Here is a 25,019-nt window from a genome sequence, read left to right on the forward strand (position 1 = left end):
CTTGCGACCAGGACGCCTGGGTCCACGAACCAGATCGAAGAAATTGGCGGCACGCTTTTCTCGCCCACCCCAATGCGGGGGGACGCCAGCGGGCCCGCGAGAAAGCTGCTGGCGTTGAGTCGCCACGCGGCGGTAACGACAACCGCCTTGGGATTCTCACTCGGGCGAGGGATGCCCGTTGAGGAGAGCAGCGAGACGAGAACAGCGACGCTCCCGAACACGAGCCCCCAGCGACCGCCCCCCGCCGGCCGCTCAGCGGCCAATGACGCAACCGCACAGGGATCCATAAAATACGTCGACCGCGAAATGCTCCAGTAGCGCCCAAGGATCTACGCCCCAGAACGAGAACGGGCCGATGTATGGGCTGTTGGTGTCGTCGTGCATAAACTGGCTGCCCCGGGGCCCTTCCACGTGAACACCGTACCCGTAGCGACCATCAGCAGGACAGCCAAAGCCAGCCTTGCAGGCGAAGTTTGCGTTCCCACCGCTTATGAATTCGGGCAGCGCCGATATCTGCGTGGCTCCGTATCCGTCGGCGGCCAGCCCGGCCAGCAGGCGATCCCGCTGTGCCTCGGTTTGGCCTGGTGACGAAAACAGGAGGTACTGCTGATACTGGGAATTGGTAAGCAGCGCGCCGTCTACTTCGTTGTCGTGAGTGCTCGCGTATTGGACGGTCATATAGCCACAGACGCCCTGCAGGCACTGGAAGGGGGCGGGCCCACCCGGATCGCAGTTGTTGTTCGGGCACTGCGCACCGGAGCCGGAGGCCAGGATCGCCTCCGTTAGGCCACAGCCGGCGTCCGCACCGTTGATCTGGCAGCCGCCGCCTGCGCCGCCACCGTCCAGGATGCCGGCAATTTCGCTGTCCAGCCAGCCCATCAAGTCAGCGGGCCGGACAAGGCCGGTGGGGTCGGTGCTGCTCAGCGGCTGGTTATCGACGTAGGCGTAGGCGTCCCACGTCTGTGGGTTGGCGGGGTTGACCGCGGCCAGCCCCGCCGGGTCGGGCGAGAGCCAGCGTTTGAGGGCGGGTGATTCGGCGCGATAGGGGAACTGGTAGGGGCCCGCCTCGTAAAGGAAAACACCCGTGAAGGCTGGCCCGCCCGTCCCGGCGTAGTAGGCGCCGTAGGGGCTATAGGCGAGATCGCCGTCGAAACCGCGCGAGGGGGTGGATTGCAGCCGCCAGCTCCGTTGCCAATCGGCATGCTCGTACTGCGCCAGCGCGCTGCCCCGGTACACCGCCGCCGCACTGCCCGGCAACGGGATGACGTACCAGATTACCGTCGACTGGCCTTGCAGGTTGCCGTATTGCGCACCCGAGGGCGTGTACAACGCCTCCCCGGCGCTGCTGTTCTCTACCATCCGCCCTAGCGCGTCGAACGTCTGCGTCATCCCGTTCTCTCCGATCAGCTTTCCGTCGGCATCCCAGGCGTAATCATTGCGCACCTGGCCGACGGGGTCGTCCAGCAGGTCGCCGTCGGCGTTGTAGTTGGGAACGAAGCCGCTGACGCTGGCAAACTGGTTCTTGCCGTTGAAGCTCGCCACCAGCGGGCTGCTGCCCCCGCTGGGCGCGGACTGGTTGCCGAAGGTATCAGGCGAAAACGTCTGACTCCATTCGCCGCCGCAGCTGGCCGCGCTCAGCCGCCCCAGGTCGTCCTGCGTGTACGTGCAGTTCTGGGTGTCGCCCGTCGCAAACGGATCGGTGATGTCGAGTGAGGCGAGGGTGCCATTGCCGTTCCAGCCCAGCTTGCCGATGTCGTTGCTGCCGTTGATGTCCAGCGTGTACTGCGTCATGCGCTGGTCATTGTTGTAGACGTAGCTGTCGTAATCGCCTGAACCGTAGGTCACCGCGTTCACCAGATTGCCAGGGAAGTAGGTCACGTTGCCCACCGGGTTCTGGCCGCTCGCGGCAGTCACCGACGTAATCCGTCCGGCGGTGTCCGGGTTGTAGGTGACGGCGGGAATGCCGGGCTGCGTCAGGGTTTGCGGCTGGCCATCAAGCCACCAGCTCTCGCCCATGACGTAGTAGCCGCCCGAGTGCGGCGTCGCCTCGTAAAACTCGCTGGGCCTGCCCATGGCGTCGTAGCCGAAGCCCTCATCGGTGATCTTAGCACTCGCCGGACCGGTGTAGGCCTCCGCCAGCCGGCCGGCGGCGTCGGTCATGCCGGCGCCGTCGACCGTGGCGCCGTCGTAGACAAACGTCTTCGCAGGAGTGGCCGCGGCGTTGGGGCCGGAGGGATAGGTGATGGCGGTAACGCGGCCCCAGCCGTCATGGGCGTAGCAAGTTACGTTGCCGGCGTTGTCGACACGCTCGACCAACGAGCCGGCGGCGGTACCGCAGGTGCCGGAGGAATCGAAGGTGAACGAGTTAGTTCCGGATTCCGGTGTGGTCTCGCTCGTTATTCTGCCCAGCCAGTCAAAGGCGAAGCTGCGGCTTTCGCCGTGCTGGCTCACGCCGTTCAGCAGGCCGAGGGGGCTATAGGTGTACTGTGTCAGGAAGCCGCTGCCGCCAATCGCCAGGCCGCAGGCGGAGCTGCCTGATTGCGCGCTGAGTTCGCACACCTTCCAAAGGTCACCCCAGCCGTCACGCTCCAGGATGCGCGCCGGCGTGCCACCCGGCGGGGTGATTTTCGTGGCACTGCCGGTATACGCGTAGCTCGTGGTTGAGGAACCGTCGGGCAGGGTGATGGATTTCGGGCGACCGAGGCCGTCGAGAACCGCGGTGGTGAAACCCGAGCCGTGCACCGTGCCGAGGCAGGTGGTTTCGTTGTAGGGGTCGCTCACTTGGGTGGCGCGACCCAGGTCGTCGAGGATGTACTCGATCGTGTCACAGCCGCCGCCGGGCACCGGCGTCTGCGAGAACAGCGTCGCCCCGTAGCCATCGGTCAGCGTGTAATGGGTTGCGCCCAGGCTGCCGGAGATTTTGGTCGAGACCTGGGTTTCCGTGGGACTGGGATAGCCGAGTGTCTCGCCGCCGCCATCTGGGTTAGATGTGCCGGTGAGGCGGGCGTAGGCATCGTAACCCAGCGACACGGTCTTGCCGTTCTGGTCGGTGCGCGAGGTTAACTGCCCGGTCCCGCAGTCATAGCCGAATGTGGCCGCGCCGCTGCCGCCGGGCGCGCTCGTGCTGCTGGGGTAGCTGTCGGCGCAGTTGCCGTAGCTGGTTGAGACGAGGTTGCCGTTGGGTTCGTCCGTGGCCACTACGTTGCCGGTGTCCTCGTAGCGGTAGTAGGTGTCGAGCGCGGCGCCTGAGGAGCTGTAGCGGCTGACTTCGGTGGGATTGCCGCGCGTGGTGTAGCTAGCGGAGAAGTTGGCGTTATGGTTGAGCGCGCCCGAGGAGGCGACCAGACCCGACGGGCTGGCGTAGTTGTCGTAGGTGATCGCCGTCTGGGAGTAGGTGTTCGAGGCACCGTCCTGCACGGTGATGGTCTCCGGGCGGTCGACGATGTTCGGGCTGGTGTCGTAGAGATAGCTGACGGAAGTGACGCGCCGCGTGGCGCCGCTGGCGTCGCGCGCCCAGTCGATATCGGTGGCCTTGGTGAGGTTGCCATAGCTGTCAAACGTGGTGTCGCGCTCGGAGACTTTGATGCCATTGAGGTAGGTGATGGCGGCGGAGGGAAAATCGGGCGTGCCGCCGGTATTCGTGTAGGCGACCTCTTTGAGCAGCGTCTGGCTGTCGGTGTCGTAATTTTTCACATCGGTCGGCAGGCCGCCGGCGTCGTAGGTCACGACCGTTTTCGAACCGTCGGGCCGGGCGACGGTCATCGAGCCGGTTCCGCGGGTGTAGGTGGTCGTGCCGCTGTTCTGGCCGCTGTTTTCCGTCACCTGCACGCTGGCGACGCTGCCATCGCCGTAGGTGCACATGCTGCCGTAGCTGAGGGTGGTGACGCCGCCGGCAGGATACGTAATCGAGTTCAGCCGGGCAGCGCCGTCGTAGCCGAACTGGTAGTACCAGTGCGTGCCGCTGGCGTACTCGGGCAACACGAGGTACACAGGCACGGTGACGGTTCCCGAGTAGTCGCTGATGCCGGAGCAATAGCCCGAGGTGTTGGCGGCGATGGTGTTTTCAACCAGCAAATAGGTCGCGTAGCCGGACGAGCCGGGCTCGGGCACCTCGATCGCGGTACAGGAGGGGTAATGGACGCCGTCGACCGGGTTGGTGCAGCCGGAGCTTTCCGCAATCTCCTTGGTCACCACCGCGCCGGTCGTGTCGGTCCAGTCGGTTTCGGCGCCGCTGACGCTGTCGGAGATATAGTTGCCGTTGGAATCCTCGATCACGTGGCCACTGTTGCCGCCGTTGGGATAGATCACGTCGCCGTGCCTGTCGGTCTCCGACCAGGAGCCGCTCGGGCCGGCGTCGATGCGATAGCCGGAGCCGTCGCTGGCCTCGGTAACGACGGCGCCGCTGGCGGCGCGGCAGGTGCCGCGCGGGTAGGTCAGGATGCCCTTGGTGGTATAGCTGCCAGGAAAATCGTGCTCGGCCCCGGAGGGGTCGGTGTAGTAGAAGCCGCCGATGGTGCTCCAGAGGCAGTAGCCGCTGCCGTCGCGCTCGGAGTGGCTCTGGTCGATCGTATTGTTGATCTGGCCATAGCTGGGCCCGACCATCCAGCCGTTCATGTTGCTGAGGGAGAAGGCCGAGCCGGTGTTGATGTAAATGTTGGAGTTGTAGGTGAGGCCAACCGAAAAGGGCAGCCCGCGGCCGGGCTTTCGGAATACTGGAATCATCGCGGTGACGGTCGCGTCGCCGGACTCGACCGCGACGGTGCGCGAGCGCGCGCTGTAAACGAAGGGCGGAAAGCCGCCCTGCGGCGGCTGCTGTGCGGCGGCAACGCTAACACAGGCGAGCGCCAGCCCCAAGGTCAGGATGAGAGAGAGCAAGCTACGTGCCATCCGCATTTTCAACCCTTCTGTGGCTCACGGTGTGAGCTACTCACGAGGAGAGTAGGCGCGTGCTCCGACTCGCGTCAAGCAATATCGTGACGGGGATGCAAAATGTCACAATTTTGTGAAAGTTACCGAGCGGTAACCGATCCGCCTCGCAACAACTGCTACTCCACCACGTGCCGGGCGGTGTAGGTCTTGCGGTAGTCGATGGTGTACTTCAGCTTTTTCTGCTTCTGGTTGGTGATGATCAGCGGCTGCCCGTCGGGGGCGACCAGCGCGACTTTGACGTTGCGCCTGGTGCCGTCGAGTTTTTTGTTGGTGGGCACATAGCTGATCAGGTACTGGCTGCGCACGGCGCCGGCGATGTCGCGGAAGACATCGGAGAAGCCGCCGATGAAGCGCGGCTGGTAATAGCGGCCTCCGGTTGCGGTGGCGAAGTAACGCATTTCGTTGTCGCCCTGCAGCAGGCTCATCTGCGACATGCCGGTGTAGCCGTTCTCCTGCAGCCACTCCTCCAGCGCAAAGCTCATGCTGACGCTGAAGATGGTGATGTTCTGCGTCTGCGCGATCTGCTTGCGGAGTTGATCGAAGTTGATGTGGCTGAAGGTATTGAGGCCGGTGGCGATGAGGATGATGGTCTTGTGGCCCTGAACGCCATTGAGGCGGTCAATCGTGTTGGAGAGGGAATCGAACAGATCACTTTCGCTGAAGTTGGCGAAATGCAGCGAGGAGATGGCGGCCTGGATGGCGCGCCGGTTGTGGGTAAAGTCCACCACGATGGTGGGCTTGAGATCGAAGGTCTCCAGCGCCACCCAATCCTGCGGCTGCATCGCGCCGGTGAAGGCGTAGGAGGCGTTGAGGATGTTATAGAGGATGGGATACCAGGTGTTGTTGAACTGCACCAGCAGCACCGCGGTCATGGGCGCGTCGTTGGTGACCGTCACCTTGTCAATGGTCTGCTTGACACCATCCTCAAAAATCTCGAAATCCTTGGCTGGCAGGTTGGGCACGAACTGGCCATCCTTGAGCTGCACCGAAACCGGAATCTGAACCTCAGGCACATTGACGCTGAAGTTGTATTGTGGCTTCTGCGCGGGCTTCAGGGTCTGCTGCCCGGGCGGCGGTGGCGGGGGTGTGGTGGGCTGCGCAGGCGTGGTCTTCTTTTTCGGAATGATGACCGGGCCTTGCTTGGGCAGGCCCTGCGCGAAGGCGGCCGCGGCGCCCAAGCCAAAAACCAGGGCAAGGATCAGCGCGAGAGATGCAGGATGGCGATGCATAGGCGAGAGGTTCAGAACCGCTTTCCTTGATGTTAACCCTACACCGCTACAGCCGCTTGAGGGCAATCTCGGCTTCGGCCCAGCCGGGAAAGCGGCGCTCCTCGGTGCGGAACTCGGCCGAATGGACACAGCGGCGGCTGCCGCGCATTTTCACCGGAAAGCGCAGATGCAGCATTTCGTGGTAGAGGACGTATTCCAGCACGAAACGGGGTACACGCGGCGAATCAAAGACGCGGCTAATGAGAATGGCGTTGTGCGCCGGGTCGTAGTGCCCGAGATTGCGGCGCGCCACCGCTGCCGCCCAGGCGAGATTGGGCCGCGCCATCCAGCCGGCAAAAAAACGCTGGTTGAGATCATCGAACAGCACTTCCAGGTCGTAAAGGCGGCCTTGCGGGGAGCCGAGCTGCTTGCGGCCGCGGATCTGGCGGATGAGATGTGCTTTCTCGACCATGTCGCGCCGCCCCAGAAAGCGGCGGTAGCGGGCGTTGTAGCTCTCCGGAATCGGCCGCCGGTAGAGTTTGCGTAAGAGGATGTGCGCCAGCGCTTCCAGAACGAGTTCCGGCGCCGCTTGCAGCAAATCGCTGAGCCGGATGAGCAGCTTGCCCTGCCGGAGCCGGATGGTGTTATTGATCTGGGCAAACGGATAAAACTGAATCTCCAGCGCCGGCAGCGGCGTGCGCGGCTTCAGCTCGCGGAAAACGGCCAGAAAGGTAGGCTCTAAATCTCGCATTCGCGGCAGGCGCACCGTTCATTTCTTGCCGGCGTTGGCGCGGTCCTGTTCCGCATTTTGCAGGCTGTCGTTGGTGGCGTCAAGGCAGTTCTGAAGTTCGAAATGATAGCTGGCGAGATCGGCGGAGGAGGAGTTGTTTTGAATTTGTTGCAGGTGCGCGAGCATGGCCTGTTCCGCTTTGATGACGCCATCGAGCACTTTGCCGACCTTATATTTCGGTCCGCCGGGCTGGGGAGGGCTGGCGAGGTCATCGACGGCGTCGTCATATTCGGCCAGAATGGCGCGGTACTGCTGCAGCATGAGGTACAACTGGGCGGAGCGGCCGGGCGAGGTGGCAGGCGCGGCGCGGATCTTTTCAAACTGATCGAGCCGCACTTGCGCAAAACTCAGCAGCAGCGGCACGCGCTGGTTGAGCTGGTCGGCGGTGTTGCGCACCTGGTCGGCTTCCTGCGGGGTAAGAGGATCGCGGCCGAGAATTTGGGAGCTGGCTGCCGTGGCGAAGAGCAGCAGCCCCGCGAGAGCAGCGCCTACGATTTGGGTGCGAACAGCCATTGCAATAACTCGTAGTTCAGATCCGTGAAGTGATCGACCGCGGCCTTCACTTTCGCCTGCTGGCGGAAACCGACCGATTGCTCGAGGCCGCGCAAGCCAAAGCTGATGCGCTGGATGTTTTCCTCGACGTGTTTGATGCCGTCCTTCTTCCCCAGCTTGACCTGCGTCTGCAGCAGAGCGCAGGCCTGATCGGCGTGTGCCGTCATCTGCGCCATGTACTGATCGGCGGCCGAGGCATCGTGAGCCTTGAAGCTGGTGTCGGCAAAGGTGTAGTCATAGGCGGCCATGGTCGCCAGGGTTTCGGCGAGTTTATGGCCCTGCTGCTTGGCGGCTTTGGCCTGCAGCTTGGCGTAGTTTTGCACCCACTTGGGGTCGAGATGAACGGCGCTCGTAGAGGCGACCTGCGCCGCCAGCCCAGCCGGCAACACGACCAGCAGTGCCAACACCAACATGCGCGAACGAACATGCACAATCCTAGGATGCCGCTTTCCGCTTAGGGTGACAACCTTATGCGGACACGGGCAGCAGCAGCGGCGCCAAAAATGGCGCGGTGAGTGATTCCTGGGCTTCGGCGACCATTTCCGGCGTCCCTTCCGCCACCAAACGACCGCCGCGCTCGCCCGCTTCCGGACCTAGATCCAGGATCCAATCCGCCGACTTGACGACTTCCAGATTGTGCTCAATGACGACCACCGAGCCGCCGGTTGCGATGAGCCGGCGAAAGGCGGCCAGCAGCTTGGCAATGTCGTCAAAGTGCAAGCCGGTGGTGGGCTCATCGAACAGAAACAGGGTGCGGTCGGCGGAACGCGGCTGGGCAAGATGCGCGGCCAGCTTGAGACGCTGCGCCTCGCCGCCCGACAGTGTCGTCGCCGACTGGCCCAGGCGCAGGTAGCCAAGGCCGATTTCTTCCAGCAAGCGCAGCGGCCGCACGATTTTGGGCTGATCGGCAAAAAACTCCAGCGCCTGGTGGATGCTCATCTGCAGGACCTGATGAATGTTGTGCTCTTTGTACTCCACCTCCAGCACTTTCGCCTGATAGCGTGTGCCATTGCACTCCTCGCAGACCAGCTCGACATCGGCAAGAAACTGCATGTCCACCGTCACCACGCCTTCGCCCTGGCAGGTTTCGCAGCGCCCGCCGGGAATGTTGAAGGAGAAATGACCGGCGCGCAGGCCGCGGCGGCGGGCGCCGGGCTGGCGCGCGAACAGCTCGCGGATGCCGTCGAAGGCCTTCATATAGGTCACCGGATTGGAGCGCGGCGAGCGCCCGATCGGCGACTGATCGACCAGAACGACTTCACGGACGTAGCTGAGGCCGTCGATGCCGCTGCAGCCGGTCCATTCCGCGCCGGCGCCGGTATCTTCCTCTTCTTCGGCCGCAGCTTCCACCCGGTGCAGCACGCGATGGAGGTTGCGATACAAGACCTCGTGCAGCAGGGTACTTTTGCCGCTGCCGGAAACACCGGTAATGGCGACGAGCAAGCCCAGCGGAATTTCGACCTCGAGGTGGGCGAGGTTGTTGGCGTGCGCGTCGTGCACGGTCAGCGCGCGGCGGCCGGGATGTTGCCGCTGCGAGGGTACGGGGATCGACCGCTCACCGCGCAGATACTGCCCGGTCAGGGAAGCCGGAGTGTGTGCGACCTGCTGCCAGGTTCCCATGGCCACCACCTCCCCGCCTTGTTCGCCCGCGCCGGGGCCGAGATCGAGCAACTGATCGGCAGCACGCATCACCTCCGGATCGTGTTCCACCACCAGAATCGTATTGCCCATGTCGCGCAGCTCGAGCAGGATGGCGATCAGGCGCTGGGTGTCACGCGGGTGCAAACCGATGGAGGGCTCATCGAGCACGTAGAGCGCGCCGACAAGCTGGCCGCCGAGGCAGGCAGCGAGCTGAATGCGTTGCGCTTCGCCGCCGGAAAGCGTCGAGGCCATGCGATCGAGCGTCAGGTACTCGAGGCCCACTTTGCGCAAAAACTCCAGCCGGCGGTGAATTTCCAGCAGAACGGGCTGAGCGACGGCGGCTTGCCCTGGGCTGAGCACCAGGCCGGAGAAAAACGCCTGCGCGCGCTCCACCGTCATGGCCGTAACCTGGGCAATGTTGGCGGTCATCTTGCCTGCGGAACGCAACACCACGGCAAGCGCCTCCGGCCGCAGCCGCGCACCGCCGCAGTCCGGGCAGAGGGCATAGTTGCGATAGCGGCTAAGCAGCACACGCACATGGACTTTATATTTCTTCCGCTCGAGATAGGCGAAAAAGCCGCGCACGCCCGGGAAGCGGCCGCTGCCCTCCCACACCCAGTGCTGTTGCTCGGGGCTGAGCTCGCGCCAGGGACGGTCCAGCGGCACGCCCGCCAGCGGCGCGTAGCGCCGCATCACGTTGCGCCAGCGCGTGCCCCGGGGCGTGTTCCAAATTTCAATCGCGCCCTCGGCCAGGCTGCGGCCGGGGTCGGGGATGACGCGGTCGCGGGCAATCTCGCTGGAGCGGCCAAACCCCTGACAGCGCGGGCAGGCGCCGTAGGGGTTGTTGAAGGAAAACAGCCGCGGTTCGGGCGTCTCAACGGCACGGCCACAATGCGGGCACTCCAGATGCCCGGCGACGCGCCAGCGCGGCGGCACTGTCTCGCCTTCGGTTTCTGGAACAAATTCCAAGGCGGCCTCGCCGCCCTCGCGGATGGCGGTTTCCAGCGCCTCGACCAGGCGCGGGCGCTCGTCCGGCTCGACCCGCAGGCGGTCCACCAGCGCATAGATCGGTTTGCGGAAATTCAACTCCAGCAGCGACTCGGGGGTGGAGAACTCCACCGTCAGGCCGCTCTGCCAGAGGCGGTTGAAGCCGCGGCCGCGCAACTCGGCGAGCCGCTCCTTCATGCCGTTGCGCATTGACTGGCGCGGGGCCTGGCCTGGCTGCGCCACGCCCCCCGCTTGACGCTCGGCCGGGCTGGGGGCCCCAGTAGCCCCAGCCCGGCCCGCGCGTTTGGCCGGCGCCTTGACGGGAAACAGCACCAAACAGCGGCGGCCGTTCACCTGCGCGAACAGCCGCGCCACCACGCTGTCGACATCCTCGCGTTCGAGCGGGCGGCCGCACTCGGGGCAGAGCGGCGTGCCGGCGCGGGCGAAAAGCAGGCGCAGGTAATCGTAGATTTCCGTCGCCGTGCCCACCGTGGAGCGCGGATTGCGGCTGGAGGTTTTCTGCCGGATGGCAACCGCGGGGGCGATGCCGTCGATGGAGTCGGCATCGGGCTTTTCCATGCGCTCCAGAAATTGGCGCGCGTAGGCGGACAGCGATTCCACGTAACGGCGCTGGCCCTCGGCGTAGATGGTGTCGAACGCCAGGCTGCTCTTGCCGGAACCGGAGACCCCGGTGACCACCGTCCAGGCGTTCAGGGGCAGAGCGACATCGATGTTTTTCAGGTTGTGAACGCGAGCGCCGCGGATCTGAATTGTTTCCGGCATAGTCCAGAAACCTTCAGTTTAGCAGGCGGCCGCGCGAACCCATTGCACCAGCGCTTGCACGGCTGCGACCGGCGTGGCAGGTAAAATGCCGTGGCCCAGGTTGAAAATAAAGCCCTTGTGGCCGCGGGCCTGGCGCAGGAGATCCTCCACCGCGGCGCGCAGAACCGGCAAAGGCGCGAGCAGCAGCGTGGGGTCCAGGTTGCCCTGCAGGGCGGGAACCCGCCCCGGCAGAGGCTCAAGCCGCCGCCAGGCTTCGCGCAGTTCCACGCGCCAGTCAAGGCTCAGTACATCCGCGCCGGTTTCCGCAAGTAGTTCGAGGTAGCCGGAGGTGCCGGTGGAAAAATAAATCACAGGAATGCCGGCCGGACGTAGCGCCTGCACCAGACGCTGGTTGTGCGGCAAAACCCAGCGGCGATAATCCTCCGGCGGCAGCGTGCCCACCCAGCTATCGAACAACTGCACCGCTGCGGCGCCAGCCGCGGCCTGTTCGGCCAGAAAGCCGGCGAGACCCGAGGTTAGTTTGCGCAGCAGCTCATCCCAGGCAGCAGGCGCTTCGCGCATGAGCTGGCGCGTGTGCAGAAACTGCGTCGACGGGCCACCCTCGATGAGATAGCTGGCGAGCGTAAACGGCGCGCCGGCAAAGCCCAGCACCGGCAAATCCGGTCCAGCATCAGCCACGCATAGCCGGATGGTTTCGCTCACAAAGCCCAGGGCGCCGTGCCAGTCTTCCGGCAGCCGCGCCACATCGGCCGCCGTGCGCACCGGCGGCGCAAGCCGCGGACCTTCGCCGGCGACGAATTCCAGCTCCAGACCCAGCGGTGCCGCGGGCAGGAGCAGGTCGGCGAAGATAATGGCGGCATCGACACCCAGCTTGCGGGCGGCGGTGAGCGTGACTTCAGCGGCGAGCGCCGGCGTACGGCAGATTTCGAGCAGCGAATAGCGTGCCCGCACGGCGCGGTACTCGGGCATGTACCGTCCGGCCTGGCGCATGAGCCACACCGGCGGCCGGTCGACCGGCTGCCCGGCACAGGCGGCTCGGAAACGCTCCGCGGAGGTCATGCGCGCTCCGCTGCCAGCCGTTCGACCGAACGCAGCACCGCGATGACGTCCTGGCGCCGGGAGCGCGGGTTCATCGCCACCATGCGGAAGCAACGGCCGCCGTCGAGCACCGTCGAGCTGAGATAACCCTGTCCGCTGGCGTTGAGGGCTTCTTTAATCGCCCAATGGCGGCCATCGCTGGATTTGCCGCGCAGGCGGAAGCAGAAGATGTTGGCCTGCGGGCGATGTACCGGCTCAAGAATCCGTGAGCGGCTGCAGTAATCATGAGCAGCGTCGGCCGCAGCACAGACCGCTTCGGTGAGCGCCGCGAAAAAGCGCGGACCGTAGGCCTGCCACACCAGCCATACCTTCAGGGCCTCGAAGCGCTGCGAGCAAGCCAGCGTGAACGGCCCGACATCGGGGATCTCGCGCCGCACCGGACTGAACAGATACGGTGCGTTTTGCTCGAACGCACCCCGCAACCGCACACCCGCGCGCACCAGAACCGCACCCGCGGTCAGCGGCATGAACATCATTTTGTGCGGATCGAAGGCAATCGAATCGGCCTGCTCGATGCCGCGCAGCAGGCGGCGCAGGTGCGGCGAAAAGGCCATGCCGCCGCCGTGCGCCGCATCCACATGCAGCCAGACGCGCGTACCGCGCTGGCGTCGCAGGGCCGCGGCAGCGCGGGCGAAGGCTTCCAGATCGTCAAAACTGCCACAGGGCGTCGAGCCGCTGGTGGCGACCAGAATAAAGCGCCGGTAACCGGCCCGGCGCGCGCGCCGCACCACGGCCGGAATCGCCGCGGCATCGGTGCGGAAGGCGGCATCGAGCGGCAGCGGAAACACGCAGGCCGTACCCATGCCCATGATGCCGGCGGCGCGCGCCACGGAGTAATGCGTCTGCACGCCCGCGAGAATGGCAACCTTGCCGGTGGCGCCGCTCTCCCAGGCTTCCGGCGCCAGCGCCGCGCGTGCCGCTTGCAGCGCGGTGAGATTGGCGAAACTGCCCCCTGGCGTCAGCGAACCTTCGGCGGAATCCGGATAGCCGAGCAGCTTCTTGAAGCGGCCCATGACTTCCCGGTCGACCAGCGTCGCCGCGGGTGACATCTCCCACACCGCTATGCTCTGATTCAGCGCGGCGACAACCGATTCGGCCAGCGCGGCGAGCGGCACCGGAGCGCAGATTTGCTGCGCCATGGCGCGGGGATGACTTTGATGCAGGCTGGCGGCGCACAATTCCCGCAGCCAGCCAGGAGCGCGTTCGGCGCCGCCGCGGGCGCTGCGCAGCAGCGAGCGCGTGCGCTTGAGAAAATCGGGCGCCAGCACCGGGCCGCCACCGCGGCACAGCTCCGCCACCGCCAGATCGCTGAAAGCGCGGCCCAAACGGCGTAATTGCGCGGGATTCCATGCCCTGGAGATCCAGTCTTCCGTGGACAGTGGCTCGCCACTTTTTGCCCTGGTCGCTCCCGATGGTCGCTTGGAGTGCGGGCTTCGATTCCCGGCAGGGCCCGTCCGCTGGCGTTCAGGGCTCCTCCAAGCTACCGCCAAATCAGGCATGTACGTTCAATGATACCTTGGACGAAGTTGGCTTTATCACCGCAAAACAAAGGCAGAATCGCGGAACTGGACGGCCTGCGCGCCATTGCGGTGCTGGCCGTCATCTCGTTTCACTACACCATCGGCACGGTCTGGAAGAACGCGATCACAGGCCTGGGCTGGGCGGGCGTCGATCTGTTTTTCGTCCTGTCGGGGTTTTTAATCACCTCGATTCTGCTCGCCAGCCGCGAGCGGCCGCATTATTTCTCGACGTTTTACGCGCGCCGCACGCTGCGCATTTTTCCCATCTACTATTGCCTGCTGGTCATCTACCTGCTCGCCGCGGTGGCCTGGGGCGGACCGCAGTCGTGGACCTACTGGACGATGCACGCCCTGTATCTGTCGAGCGTGGTGGCCTATTTTCATGGCTGGCTGTTCCAGGCGCCGGTGTTTGTCTATGCCGGACTGGCGGTGCTGTGGTCGCTGTCGATTGAAGAGCTGTTTTATCTGATGTGGGCGCCGGTGGTGCGCTGGGTGCGGCCGGCGCGGCTGTGGCCGCTGTTGGCCGCCGTGATCCTCACCGCGCCAGTCCTGCGCTTCGCGATCCATACGCACGCGTTTCCGGAATATGAGTTCTTGCCGGCGCGCTTCGATAGTCTGGCTTGGGGCGCGGCGCTGGCGCTGCTACTGCGCTATCGCAGCAACCTCCAAAAGCTGCCGCAATGGCTGCGCGGGGTGGGGTTGAGCGCAGGCGGAGCGTTCGCGCTGCTGGCGCTGGCCACCGGCGGCTCGCGCAGCAATCTCTGGATGGCCACCTTCGGCTACTCGCTGCTCGCCATCGCCTTTGCCGGACTGATCGGCTGGACGGTGCTGCGGGCGGGCAGCACCGCGCCGCTCTGCCGTTTTCTGCGGCTGCGGCCCGCGCGCCAGCTCGGCACCGTCAGCTACACCACGTATTTGATCCACTATCCGGCGCTGGCTCTGGTAGGCGCCGCGGCGACCACCTGGTGGGGATTGCAGCTAAACGGCAGCGTTGCCGGGGTGTTTGGCCGCGACCTCATCAGCCTGGCACTGGCACTGCTGGTGGCCGCGGCCTCCTGGCGCTGGCTGGAAAGCCCGCTTTTGCAGCTCAAAGACCATTGGAAGCCTGCGATTGGTCATGTGCGTGAACCGGCGCGGCGGCCGATACGTACAGTAGAGGCAGGAACGGAATTATCGTAATATGCTGCGAAGTAGAGGCGGTGGGACGAGGTAAGAACTATGTTCTGCAATCAATGTGGGGCGCGGTTAGATGCCAACGTGGCCTATTGCACGCACTGTGGCAAGGCGGCAGTCACAGCGCCGGCTTTAGCGGCGCCGGGGCTGCCGCCGCGATCGGCAGTGGGCCGCGTGACCAAGCATCGCAACATTCTGGGCGTGCTCTGGATTGTCCTGGGAGTAATCGGGTTGCCCGGCGGACTGGTCCTGATCGGATTTTCCAGTTTCAACAACACTTGGGACTGGGGCTGGGGTGGCCCCTGGAGTAGCGGTATGCCGCACTTTCTGGGACCGCTGATGGGCGGTCTCGGCACGGCCTTGTTGATTTATTCCGTGCTGACGATCATCGCCGGCGCGGGCCTGCTGATGGCCCAGAGCTGGGCGCGGATGCTGGCCATCGTGCTGGGCATCATCCGGCTGATCAATATTCCCTTCGGAACGGCGCTGGGAATTTACACGCTCTGGGTGCTGCTGCCCGACGAGTCGAATATTGAATACGGCCAACTGGTGCAACAGCGCGCGCGTGTACTCAGTTAACTGGCGCCGGCAGCGGTTTCGGGCTTGCCCTGCAGCTCGGCAATCCAGGACAGAATGCCGCCGGCGACGGCTTCGTAGCCAGTTTCAATCATCAGCATGTGGCCGCAATCGTAGACCTGCAGCGGGCATTTGTAGAATTCTGACAAGCACTTCTGCTCGCTGATCGGAATCAACCGGTCGTCGCTGCCGCCAATCACCAGGCAGGGCGATGTGACGCGGCGCACATCGACGCTGACCAGACCGACCGCCATCTGCATGGAAGCGCGGCCGGAATCGGGTACATCGCGGTGCGCGATGTCGGCGCGCACCTCAGGCGTCAGCCGGTTGTTGACCAACCGGTCCTGCAGCGATGCATCCAGCACCACCGAGCCGCCGCACATGGGCCACACCACTTCCTTCCAGGGATGGCGCAACAAATGCCGCCACATGGAGCCATATGCCCGGCGGAACATGTGCCAGGGCGGCGCGCTGGCCAAAAAGACATAGCCCGGCTGCCGGTGGGATTCGGCGAGTTTCTGCGCAATCAGACCACCCATGCTGTGACCGACGATGACAAATTTGCGGCCGATTTCGGCCATGGCCGCCGCCACCCAGAGCGCGTAGCTCTCCACACTGTAGGTGCCCATGCGCTGAGCCGTGGCCGGGTCGGTATCCTCGCCATGACCGGGCAGCTCGAGGGCGTAACTGCAAAAACCGCGCTCGGCAAACCAGGCTTGAAACGGCTCCCAGCCCCAGATCCCGCCGCCCAGGCCGTGGACGAGCAGCAAGGGCGCAGACTGCTCCGGCCCGTCCGGAATCGCGGTCAGGCAATTGAGTTGTCCATACCGTTCGCGTCTTATCTGCATCGGTGGTGGACTCCAGCCTCCAGCGGCTACATCATAACGTGCCCGGAGGCCAGTACAACCAAAAAAAATGTCATGGGGGGAGCCGTCTCGCCGCCCCCTGCATATGATGTCTGCGCCTCTAGGCGCGGCTGCGTAAAGCGGGCTAAAATTTCAGCATGCGCGTACATGCATTGGTGTTTGGGGCCGTTGTGGCGGCCGTAACCCTGGCGGGCTGTCATTCCTCCCCCCATTTAGGGCCGCAACCCGCTCCGCCCGGCAATTTCGCCGCCGCTATTCAAACGGATTTGGGGACGATTACGGTGCAACTGTTTCCCAAGGCGGCGCCGCTGACGGTGGGTAATTTCATCGGCTTAGCGGAGGGGACGCAAAAGTGGGTCAACCCGCGCACGGGTAAAATCGAAGCCGGCAAGCCCTTCTACAACGGTCTGACCTTTCATCGCGTGATCCCCAATTTCATGATTCAGGGGGGGGACCCGCTGGGCAACGGCAGCGGCACTCCCGGCTACGCGTTCGCCAATGAAGTTTCGCCCGACCTGACTTTCGACCGCCCCGGGCGGCTCGCCATGGCCAACGCCGGCCCCAACACCAACGGCTCGCAATTTTTCATTACCGTGGCGCCCTATCCTTCGCTGAATGGCAATTACACTATTTTTGGCCAGGTGATCAGCGGCCAAAACGTGGCCGACGCCATCAGCCAGGTGCCGCGCGACGGGAGTGACAATCGTCCTCTCACGCCGGTCCATATCATAAAGATCACCATCCACCGGACCGCCACCACCGCCCCCTAAGAGAGGCGCCACCCATGCTTCGCACCGGCGTTGCGCTCTGCTGTTTGCTGGCGTTGAGCCTCTGCGCCGCGGCGCAGAAGCCGGAAACGACCCCAGCACAGCCGGACCCGCTGGTGGTGCAGTTGCTGGCACAGGCGCGGCAGGCAACCGCATCGGTTCCGAGTCTGCTGGCGCCGGCGATGCTGAGCGCGATTGCGCGCGATGAGTTGGGGCCGGGGCGGCGCCGCCGGCACGAGACGTCCGGCGCGGACCAGCCGGCGCTGAGCGATTTCCGCGCCGCGTTCGCGATAGCGCTGGCGCTGCCGTCGGGGACGGGCGACCCGGTGCTGGATACGGCGCGCGTTCAGGTCAAAACCGAGGTCGAGCAGGAAGCCGTGGCCGAGCTGGCGCGGCACGATGAGGCCGTCGCCGCCCTGCAACTGACGCGCTCCGCCGATGTACCCAAAGAACCGCTCTACAGCCAGCTCATCATGGCGATGGCGAGGGCGCACGCGCCAGAGACAAGCGAACAGAAGAGGCTCGATGCCCTCGCGGCGCTGGTCGATGAGTGCGAGCGCGTGACCGGAGCCTTCCCTTACCGGGGCGTAGCGGCACTCCTGCGGCGGGCCGACAATCCCGGCCTGGATCAAATGCTGCTGGTGCAGGGCGGCTACCAATGGGCGAAGCAGGAAACCGACCCCCGCCGCATCGAAGCCGCGGTGCCGTTTCTGCTGGCCGGACATCGCAAGGAACCGGAACTGGACCAGGAACTCCAAAGCACCATTGCGGCGCAACTCAGCAGCTTGCGCACCGGGCCGCTGACGCTTTCGCAAACCACGTACACCGCAGCGCGCGGCCTGCTCACGGTGCTCCGGCTGCTCGATCCGCTCCAAGCTGCGCAGTGGGCGCAGCAGTGGCCGCAGATGGATTTGAGCGCTGGCGGGCAATTCCGCGGGCGCTTTGGGCTGCAACCGCGGCGGCGGTTCCAACTGCAGCTTCCGCCTCCCGCCGATGCAGCCGCAGACGCCGATCGCTCCGCGCAGGCAGCGGCGTGGCAGCAATTCCGGAAACTGGTGCACGAGGCCGAAAGCCAGCGGCATCGCAATCCCAATGGCGCGCTGGCGCTCGCCGGACAGGCGAGCGGTATGCTCGATGCAAGTTTGTGGCCGGTGGCGCTGCCCGAGGCGGTGCGCGTGGCGGCAATGGAAAAAGAGCTGGGCGACCGCGAAGATGCCGCCGCGCTGCTCGAAAGTTGCCTCGACGAAGCCGACCGCCAGGCCCGCAGCGACGACGCCGCCTACCTGAACGGCGATCCCGACGCCCTTGCCGGTATCGCGCAGGACGCCGGCCGCGCCGGCGCAGCGGTGCTGGAGGCCTATAGCGAAGCGGCGCGCGTGGATTTTGCCGCAACCGCAGCCCACGCCGAAAGCGCGCAATTTACGCTGCTCAAGCCGCTGGTTCTGGCGCGTGTGGCGCTGGTCGGCGCCCTCGCCGCCCGGGAGGCGCAGCCGCACTGATGGCAACCATGGCGATGCCGGTTGCGATTCAGGGTATCGCCGGCTGCTTTAGCGCCGCCGCCGCCGCCATCCTGCAGCCAGGAGCCGAGCTGCTTGCATGCCACTCATTTGAGGACGTCTTTGCTGCGCTCGCGAGCGGCCGGACGCAGCGGGCAGTTGTACCCGTCGAGAACTCTCTGGTTGGGGCGATTGGGCCGGTGCAGCGCCTGCTGGCGGCCAGCAGCGTCCGGACGCTGGGCGAGCACACGCTGCCTATCGAGCAGTGCCTGATCGTGCCGGTACACACCGCCTTGGCCGGGGTTCACCGCCTGATTTCCCATCCGGTGGCGCTAGCGCAGTGCCGCCGGTTCCTGGTGCGGCATCCGGAGTGGCAGGCAGAGCCGTTCTTTGACACGGCCGGCAGTGTTCGTGAAGCCAACCTGCGCCACGACACGGCCGCCATTGCCGGTGCTTTGGCAGCAACCACTTATGGAGCCAGAGTGGTAGAACATGGCATCGGTGATCGGGCGGATAACGTTACCCGATTTTTGCTGATCACGCCGGCAGGCTGAGGCGTCATAACCCCTAGATAAGTCGTTTGTAGTTGCGCTTGCTATTATCAGATTTCATGCATATACTCTAATCAACTATGGCTACCTCGGTTCGCCTCCCCGATTTTCCCGCCGTGATCCCCGTGCTTCCGGTGCGCGAGACGATTTTGTTCCCCCATGCGGTGCTGCCGCTGACGGTGGGACGGCAGTCTTCGGTCAATCTGATCAACGCGCTGGGGGAAGACAAGCTGATTCTGGTGCTGGCGCAAAAGGATGCGCGTATCGATAACCCCCAGCCCAGCGATATGCACACCGTGGGCAGCATTGCCATCGTGCACAAGATCGTGCGGCTGCCGAACCAGAGCCTGTTCATCTTCACCGAAGGGCTGACGCGGGCGCGGGTGCTGAACTGGCAGCAGTCGGAGCCGTTCCTGCGGGCGCAGGTGGAGCAGGTCGAGGATCAGCCGGCGACGGTGGATTCGGAAACCGAAGCCCTGCAGCGCAATATCGTGAGCGTGTTCCAGCAGATTGTGGCGCTATCGCCCACCTTGTCAGACGAGCTGCAGAGCCTGGTGGCGAGCATCGACGATCCCGCGCGGCTGACCGACTTTGTGGCGGCCAATTTGCCATCGCTGCCGACCGCGGAGCGCCAGGCAGTGCTGGAGACCCCCGACGTGCGCTTGCGGCTGGAGCAGGTCAACCGGCACGTGGTGCGCGAGCTCGAAGTGCAGCAGTTGCGTTCCAAGATCCAGACCGAAGTGCAGGATCAGGTGCAGCAGTCGCAGCGCGAGTACTACCTGCGCGAGCAGATGAAGGCGATTCAGAAGGAGCTGGGCGAGGGCGATGAGTCCCAGCGCGACACCGAGGAGCTGCGCAAGAAAATTGAAGCTGCTGGCATGCCGGACGAAGTCAAGACGGAGGCGATGAAGGAGCTGCAGCGGCTCTCGAAGATGTCGCCGGCGGCAGCGGATTATTCGGTGACGCGCAACTACGTCGAGTGGCTGGCGGTACTGCCCTGGTCGCGCAGCTCGGCTGAAGAGATTGATCTGGTCAAGGCCGCCACCATTCTCAACGAGGATCATTACGATCTGGAAAAAGTCAAGGACCGCATCCTCGACTATCTGGCGGTGCGGCGGCTGAACCCCACCATGAAAGGGCCGATCCTCTGCTTCGTCGGCCCCCCGGGCGTGGGCAAAACCTCGCTCGGCCGCTCGATTGCGCGTTCGCTGGGGCGGAAGTTTTTCCGGCTATCGCTCGGCGGCGTGCACGACGAGGCGGAAATCCGCGGTCATCGCCGCACTTACATCGGCGCGCTGCCGGGGCAGATCATTCAGGGCCTGCGGCGCGCGGATACCAACGATCCAGTGTTCATGCTGGACGAGGTGGACAAGATCGGGCGCGACTTCCGCGGCGATCCCACCTCGGCGCTGCTCGAGGTGCTCGATCCGGAGCAGAACTTCTCCTTCCGCGACAACTACCTGGACGTGCCCTTCGATCTGTCGCGCGTGCTGTTCATCACCACCGCCAATATGCTCGATACCATTCCCGAGCCGCTGCGCGACCGCATGGAAATCATCGAGCTGAGCGGCTATACGGAAGAAGAGAAGCTGCACATCGCCTTCAAGTACCTGATTCCCAAGCAGGCCAAGGAGAACGGCGTGGACGCCCAGCGGCTGGAATTCCAGAACGAGGCGGTGCAGCGCGTCATCCGGCAATACACGCGCGAGGCGGGCGTGCGCAGCCTCGAGCGCCAGATCGGCAGCCTGATCCGCAAGTACGCGCGCCGCATTGCCGAGGGCAAAATTCCCGCGGGCGCCGAAGGCGCGAAGCTGCCGGTGACGCCGGAGATTGTACGCGAGTTTCTCGGCGGCCCCAAGGTGCGCGACGAAGTCGAGGTGGTCGAGCGCACGCGCCGGCCGGGCGTCGCCGTGGGCCTGGCCTGGACGCCGACCGGCGGCGATGTGCTCTTCATCGAGGCCAATCAGATGCCCGGCGGCAAGGGCTTCACCATGACCGGCCATCTCGGCCAGGTGATGCAGGAGTCCATGCAGGCGGCCCTCACCTGGGTGCGCTCGCATGCGGCCACGCTCGGGCTGGCCGAGGATTTCTTCAAAGAGCACGATATCCACATGCACGTGCCCGCGGGCGCCATCCCCAAGGACGGTCCCTCGGCGGGTATCACCATGGCGACGGCGCTGGCTTCACTGCTGCTCAATCAGCCCGTCCGGCCGAAGCTGGCGATGACCGGCGAGATCACCCTCACCGGCGATGTGCTGCCCATTGGCGGCATCAAGGAAAAGTTGCTGGCCGCCAAGCGCGTGGGCATCGAGCACATCGTGCTGCCGGCGGAAAACCGCCAGAACGTGGAAGAGGACCTGAAGCCGGAGCAGCTCGACGGCCTGGAGCTGCATTACGTCCGGGCCATGGACGAGGTGCTGGAGTGGGCCCTGCCCAAGTCGGACCGCCCCGCCCGCGCGCCCGAAGCCAAGGCGCCCGCGGCGAGCGGCGCAGAGACGGCGAAAGATCCGGTGGCCGCGCGCTCGCGTGCCTGAGCGCTACTCGAGTAGCTGGCCGCTCACGCCTGCAGCGGTGACAGCCGCCCCTGGCGTGGCGTCGCGGATGTAGCCCAGGGCAAAATATTTCGTGTCGGCACTGTCCTGTGTGGGCGGTGCGACGCTGGTGATTTTGCCCGCGGCGCGGCCCTCGGATTCGATGGCAGCGCCGGCCGCCACGTGCGCCGCAAAACCAAAGGCGCTCCAATGCCGGTGTACGGCACCGCGGGCGCGGATGCGCTCGACGATCTCCTGCCCGATATAGCACCCCTTGGTAAAGCTGAGGTGATCCATCTGGCCGGTTTCCTGCGGCAGTTCGGCTTCAGAGATGTCAACCCCATACAGAGGCTGGCGGGCGAAAATGCGGTCCCGTTCCTGAGCGGCCGGCCCCGCTGGCTGCGCGAGTGCTTGCAGGCGCTCCCAAAGAGCGGCGGCGGCGGCGGCGGGCGCGACGAATTCGAGTTGCGGTATGCCCGCCGGCGCGCTCGCCAGCGTCCAGCCGCCGGATGGATGCGCGAGCCCCTGCTGCGGCTCGGGCGCGGGAGCGCACCAGCCAGCCTCTGCTGCTATCTCGGCCGCACGCGGGCCGCGCAGCCGAAGCGCCGACCAGGAGGCGCTGCGATCCTCGATCGTCAGCTTCGAAATAAAGACAAAGCGGCGCAGGCGCTGTTCGAGGCCTTCGCGCTGCGCCTCATCGGTGAGCAGCAAAAAGGAATCGGGCGCGGTGCAGACCAGGTCGAGGCTGGCCAGAATGTGGCCCTTGGGGTCAAGCTGAAAACCCGGCGCCCACTGACCCGGCACCAGATCCCGCACATTGGTGGTGATCATGCCGTTTAGCCACTTGCGCGCCTCTGGACCTTCCAGGGCGAGCACGGCGCGCCAGCTCGCGTCATAGAGCAGCAGTTGCCCGGCCGGCCAGGGGTGAAATTCCAGGCCAGGTGAGGAGACGGCGGCAATCTGGCCGCCGCGATAGGGCGTTACGACCTGGCCGGAAGCGGCAAGCGGAGTAGTACGCATCTCTCTTCTAGCGTGCCTGAGAGAGACAAAACCGGCAAGGCCTTGCCTACTTGCTGGTATTCGCCGGTACAGCCCAGATTCCGCCTTTGGGAGCGGCGAACTAAATTGAAATCCTCTGCTATGTTGAGTTTAACCACGGAGTGCGAGGGCACGGGATCGTTTTGAAACGGGCAGCAGTATGACATCTTCTCCGCGAGAGGTAGTTTTTACCGCGACTTTTCCTGGACAGCAATTTCGCGAAGCGGCGCAGCGCACCCAAGGACGGGCCACGAAGCGCCGCATCTCCTTTATTCATAGCATTTGGCGCTCACGGCAGCGCCGGGCATCCACGGTGGGTGTCCACCGCCCGGGGGCATTTGGCCCAGGCCCCGGCGTGGTGGCGTTTCAGTTGCAAGGATATAGGCAAAGCGCAAGCTACACAGGAACCGGGCAAGAATAAAAGGCAACGCGAGAAACGGTGCCGAGAGGAGTTGGGATGGCGACCCGCACACAATTACAACTGGAGCCGCTCAGCGGCTGTATTCACGAACAATTCCTGCAATCCGAATATGAACGCCAGCGCCGGCGCATTTACACCCTGTGCCGTTGGATGCTGAGCGATGCGAACCGGGCGCGACGGATGGAAATCAATATCTTCCTGGACGCCTGCCGGGGCGCCGACAGCGGCCACGGTCTAAGGGAAGAGATCATGGATGGGGAGCGGCTGGTCGCGCATTTCGCCGTTCATTTCCGGGGATTATTCGCGAGCGACGCTGCTGCTGCCGGTGGCGGTGGCGCGGCGCCCCCATCCGGCCTGCGGCTGCGCGAGGCGGTGCGGCAGCTTCCGGCGGGGCAACGGCTGCTTTATCTGCTCCACGAGCTGGAGGGCTATCCGCCGGCGGTGCTGGCCGATTGGCTCGACCTCGACCCCGGCTATTGTGCGCGCCTGATCCATGAAGCGCGGCTGCAACTGCGCGACGCCGTGGCCGCCTAGCGCGTTAACCGCAACCACGGTTACACTACCTGAATGAGCACTGTACTGGATTCGAAGCCGGCTGCGGCCGGGGATTATAAAGTTGCCGATCTGCGCCTCGCCGATTGGGGCCGCAAGGAAATCACCATTGCCGAGCAGGAAATGCCCGGCCTGATGTCGATCCGGCGCAAGTATGCGCCCGAGCGGCCCCTGGCCGGCGTGCGCGTGAGCGGTTCGCTGCACATGACAGTGCAGACGGCGGTGCTGATCGAGACGCTGCGGGCGCTGGGCGCCACCGTGCGCTGGGCAAGCTGCAATATCTTCTCCACCCAGGACCATGCCGCCGCGGCCATCGCGCTGACGGGCGTGCCGGTGTTCGCCTGGAAGGGCGAAAGCCTCGAGGACTACTGGTGGTGTACGTACCAGGCGGTGTCGCACGCGGATGGGCTGGGACCCCAGCTTGTCGTGGACGACGGTGGCGACATGACGCTGCTGATCCATAAAGGCTACGAGCTGGAGAACGGTTCGGACTGGGTCAAGTCGCCTTCTGCCTCACATGAGGAAAAAGTGATCAAGGACCTGCTGCTGCGCGTGCACGGCGAAGATGCGCGGCGCTGGCATAAGATCGTCGAAGCCTGGCGCGGCGTGTCGGAAGAGACCACGACCGGCGTCCACCGCCTGTACAAAATGCAGGAGACGGGCACGCTGCTGGTGCCCGCCATCAACGTCAACGATTCCGTCACCAAGTCGAAGTTCGACAACCTCTATGGCTGCCGCGAATCGCTGGCCGATGGCATCAAGCGCGCCACCGACGTAATGGTGGCAGGCAAGGTGGCCGTCATTTGCGGTTACGGCGATGTGGGCAAGGGCTGCGCGAAATCGCTGCGCGGCTTTGGCGCGCGGGTGATTGTCACCGAAGTGGACCCGATCAATGCGCTGCAGGCGGCCATGGAAGGCTTCGAGGTGACCACCGTCGAGGACACGCTCGGCCGGGGCGATATTTACGTCACCTGCACCGGCAACTGCGAGGTGATCACGGTCGACCACATGCGCCACATGAAGGATCAGGCGATCGTCTGCAATATCGGCCACTTCGACAATGAGATCCAGGTGGACGCGCTCAACGCCGCCGCCGACGCCCAACGCACCAACATCAAGCCGCAGGTGGACCAGTACCAGTTCACCGGCGGCCACAGCATCTTCCTGCTGGCCGAAGGCCGGCTGGTGAATCTGGGCTGCGCCACCGGGCACCCGAGCTTTGTGATGAGCAACAGCTTCTCCAACCAGACGCTGGCGCAGTTGGATCTGTGGCGCAACCGCGACACCTACAAGCCCGGCGTCTACACGTTGCCCAAGAAGCTCGACGAAGAGGTCGCCCGCCTGCACCTGGAAAAAATCGGCGTCCGCCTGACCACCCTTACCCCCCAGCAGGCCGACTACCTGGGCGTGCCCGTCACCGGCCCCTACAAGCCCGATCACTACCGCTACTGAGCGGGCAGAACGTGCCCTCGCACACCGAACCTCCGGCGGGCGGCTTTCCTCATCAACAGGTGGGGCGAGCGCTCCTGGTCCATGCGGA

Annotated in this window: 18 protein-coding genes; 8 read left to right on the forward strand and 10 right to left on the reverse strand. The window is 64.8% G+C overall.

Annotated features, from left to right (window positions below; translation table 11 throughout):
- Positions 1-252: 252 nt before the first annotated feature.
- From EPN33_12920 to EPN33_12955, 8 genes are all read right to left on the reverse strand, one after another.
- Positions 253-4,893: a hypothetical protein gene (locus tag EPN33_12920; GenBank protein ID TAN21508.1), complete on the reverse strand. Its 4,641-nt coding sequence runs from the start codon at positions 4,891-4,893 to the stop codon at positions 253-255.
- 152 nt (positions 4,894-5,045) lie between these two features.
- On the reverse strand, positions 5,046-6,158 hold the full coding sequence (locus EPN33_12925; GenBank protein ID TAN21509.1) for a VWA domain-containing protein: 1,113 nt from the start codon (positions 6,156-6,158) through the stop codon (positions 5,046-5,048).
- A gap of 46 nt (positions 6,159-6,204) precedes the next feature.
- Positions 6,205-6,888, reverse strand: a complete 684-nt coding sequence (locus EPN33_12930; GenBank protein ID TAN21510.1) for a M48 family peptidase — start codon at positions 6,886-6,888, stop codon at positions 6,205-6,207.
- Between the two features lie 18 nt (positions 6,889-6,906).
- Positions 6,907-7,440 (reverse strand): hypothetical protein, encoded by a 534-nt coding sequence (locus EPN33_12935; protein ID TAN21511.1) that lies wholly within the window; start codon positions 7,438-7,440, stop codon positions 6,907-6,909.
- Positions 7,416-7,910 (reverse strand): hypothetical protein, encoded by a 495-nt coding sequence (locus EPN33_12940; protein ID TAN21512.1) that lies wholly within the window; start codon positions 7,908-7,910, stop codon positions 7,416-7,418. The genes EPN33_12935 and EPN33_12940 overlap by 25 nt, the downstream gene beginning before the upstream one ends.
- A gap of 37 nt (positions 7,911-7,947) precedes the next feature.
- A complete protein-coding gene (gene uvrA, locus EPN33_12945) occupies positions 7,948-10,890 on the reverse strand; it encodes an excinuclease ABC subunit A (protein ID TAN21513.1) in 2,943 nt (980 codons plus the stop codon).
- Between the two features lie 18 nt (positions 10,891-10,908).
- Complete coding sequence (gene hemE, locus EPN33_12950; protein TAN21514.1) at positions 10,909-11,949, reverse strand: uroporphyrinogen decarboxylase; 1,041 nt, start codon at positions 11,947-11,949, stop codon at positions 10,909-10,911.
- Complete coding sequence (locus tag EPN33_12955; protein TAN21515.1) at positions 11,946-13,487, reverse strand: hypothetical protein; 1,542 nt, start codon at positions 13,485-13,487, stop codon at positions 11,946-11,948. The genes hemE and EPN33_12955 overlap by 4 nt, the downstream gene beginning before the upstream one ends.
- A 9-nt stretch (positions 13,488-13,496) precedes the next feature.
- Between EPN33_12955 and EPN33_12960 the strand changes: the two genes are divergently transcribed.
- A complete protein-coding gene (locus EPN33_12960; protein ID TAN21516.1) occupies positions 13,497-14,687 on the forward strand; it encodes an acyltransferase in 1,191 nt (396 codons plus the stop codon).
- Positions 14,688-14,855: 168 nt separating this feature from the next.
- The gene (locus EPN33_12965) at positions 14,856-15,260 is read left to right on the forward strand and encodes a hypothetical protein (GenBank protein ID TAN21517.1); all 405 of its coding nucleotides are present in this window, start codon (positions 14,856-14,858) and stop codon (positions 15,258-15,260) included.
- Here the strand turns inward: EPN33_12965 and EPN33_12970 are convergent.
- Entirely contained in the window at positions 15,257-16,105 is an 849-nt protein-coding gene (locus tag EPN33_12970; GenBank protein ID TAN21518.1) for an alpha/beta hydrolase, read from the reverse strand. The genes EPN33_12965 and EPN33_12970 overlap by 4 nt on opposite strands.
- A 155-nt stretch (positions 16,106-16,260) precedes the next feature.
- Here EPN33_12970 and EPN33_12975 point away from each other — a divergent pair, with 155 nt between their 5' ends.
- The 4 genes from EPN33_12975 (at position 16,261) to lon (ending at position 21,471) form a co-directional block, all read left to right on the forward strand.
- On the forward strand, positions 16,261-16,893 hold the full coding sequence (locus tag EPN33_12975; GenBank protein ID TAN21519.1) for a peptidylprolyl isomerase: 633 nt from the start codon (positions 16,261-16,263) through the stop codon (positions 16,891-16,893).
- Between the two features lie 14 nt (positions 16,894-16,907).
- Positions 16,908-18,389: a hypothetical protein gene (locus EPN33_12980; GenBank protein TAN21520.1), complete on the forward strand. Its 1,482-nt coding sequence runs from the start codon at positions 16,908-16,910 to the stop codon at positions 18,387-18,389.
- Positions 18,389-18,940: a hypothetical protein gene (locus tag EPN33_12985; protein TAN21521.1), complete on the forward strand. Its 552-nt coding sequence runs from the start codon at positions 18,389-18,391 to the stop codon at positions 18,938-18,940. Before EPN33_12980 ends, EPN33_12985 begins: the two co-directional genes overlap by 1 nt.
- Before the next feature lie 77 nt (positions 18,941-19,017).
- Positions 19,018-21,471, forward strand: coding sequence for an endopeptidase La (lon, locus tag EPN33_12990; GenBank protein TAN21522.1), 2,454 nt, complete (start codon positions 19,018-19,020; stop codon positions 21,469-21,471).
- A 3-nt stretch (positions 21,472-21,474) separates the two neighbouring features.
- Here the strand turns inward: lon and EPN33_12995 are convergent, their stop codons facing one another.
- Entirely contained in the window at positions 21,475-22,488 is a 1,014-nt protein-coding gene (locus EPN33_12995; GenBank protein TAN21523.1) for a folate-binding protein, read from the reverse strand.
- A 475-nt stretch (positions 22,489-22,963) separates the two neighbouring features.
- Here EPN33_12995 and EPN33_13000 point away from each other — a divergent pair, with 475 nt between their 5' ends.
- The gene (locus EPN33_13000; protein ID TAN21524.1) at positions 22,964-23,461 is read left to right on the forward strand and encodes a hypothetical protein; all 498 of its coding nucleotides are present in this window, start codon (positions 22,964-22,966) and stop codon (positions 23,459-23,461) included.
- 33 nt (positions 23,462-23,494) lie between these two features.
- Complete coding sequence (locus EPN33_13005) at positions 23,495-24,931, forward strand: adenosylhomocysteinase (protein ID TAN21525.1); 1,437 nt, start codon at positions 23,495-23,497, stop codon at positions 24,929-24,931.
- Positions 24,932-25,019 lie beyond the last annotated feature (88 nt).

This window comes from Acidobacteriota bacterium, assembly GCA_004299485.1.
Lineage (GTDB): Bacteria > Acidobacteriota > Terriglobia > Terriglobales > SCQP01 > SCQP01.

Coding starts and splice junctions, on each gene's coding strand:
- EPN33_12930 (TAN21510.1), bottom strand. CDS start 6,888: ATGCGAGATTTAGAGCCTACCTTTCTGGCCGTTTTCCGCGAGCTGAAG.
- hemE (TAN21514.1), bottom strand. CDS start 11,949: ATGACCTCCGCGGAGCGTTTCCGAGCCGCCTGTGCCGGGCAGCCGGTC.
- lon (TAN21522.1), top strand. CDS start 19,018: ATGGCTACCTCGGTTCGCCTCCCCGATTTTCCCGCCGTGATCCCCGTG.
- EPN33_12995 (TAN21523.1), bottom strand. CDS start 22,488: ATGCGTACTACTCCGCTTGCCGCTTCCGGCCAGGTCGTAACGCCCTAT.
- EPN33_12980 (TAN21520.1), top strand. CDS start 16,908: ATGCTTCGCACCGGCGTTGCGCTCTGCTGTTTGCTGGCGTTGAGCCTC.
- EPN33_12960 (TAN21516.1), top strand. CDS start 13,497: ATGATACCTTGGACGAAGTTGGCTTTATCACCGCAAAACAAAGGCAGA.
- EPN33_12920 (TAN21508.1), bottom strand. CDS start 4,893: ATGCGGATGGCACGTAGCTTGCTCTCTCTCATCCTGACCTTGGGGCTG.
- uvrA (TAN21513.1), bottom strand. CDS start 10,890: ATGCCGGAAACAATTCAGATCCGCGGCGCTCGCGTTCACAACCTGAAA.
- EPN33_12975 (TAN21519.1), top strand. CDS start 16,261: ATGCGCGTACATGCATTGGTGTTTGGGGCCGTTGTGGCGGCCGTAACC.
- EPN33_12925 (TAN21509.1), bottom strand. CDS start 6,158: ATGCATCGCCATCCTGCATCTCTCGCGCTGATCCTTGCCCTGGTTTTT.
- EPN33_12985 (TAN21521.1), top strand. CDS start 18,389: ATGGCAACCATGGCGATGCCGGTTGCGATTCAGGGTATCGCCGGCTGC.
- EPN33_12935 (TAN21511.1), bottom strand. CDS start 7,440: ATGGCTGTTCGCACCCAAATCGTAGGCGCTGCTCTCGCGGGGCTGCTG.
- EPN33_13000 (TAN21524.1), top strand. CDS start 22,964: ATGGCGACCCGCACACAATTACAACTGGAGCCGCTCAGCGGCTGTATT.
- EPN33_12970 (TAN21518.1), bottom strand. CDS start 16,105: ATGCAGATAAGACGCGAACGGTATGGACAACTCAATTGCCTGACCGCG.
- EPN33_12955 (TAN21515.1), bottom strand. CDS start 13,487: ATGCCTGATTTGGCGGTAGCTTGGAGGAGCCCTGAACGCCAGCGGACG.
- EPN33_13005 (TAN21525.1), top strand. CDS start 23,495: ATGAGCACTGTACTGGATTCGAAGCCGGCTGCGGCCGGGGATTATAAA.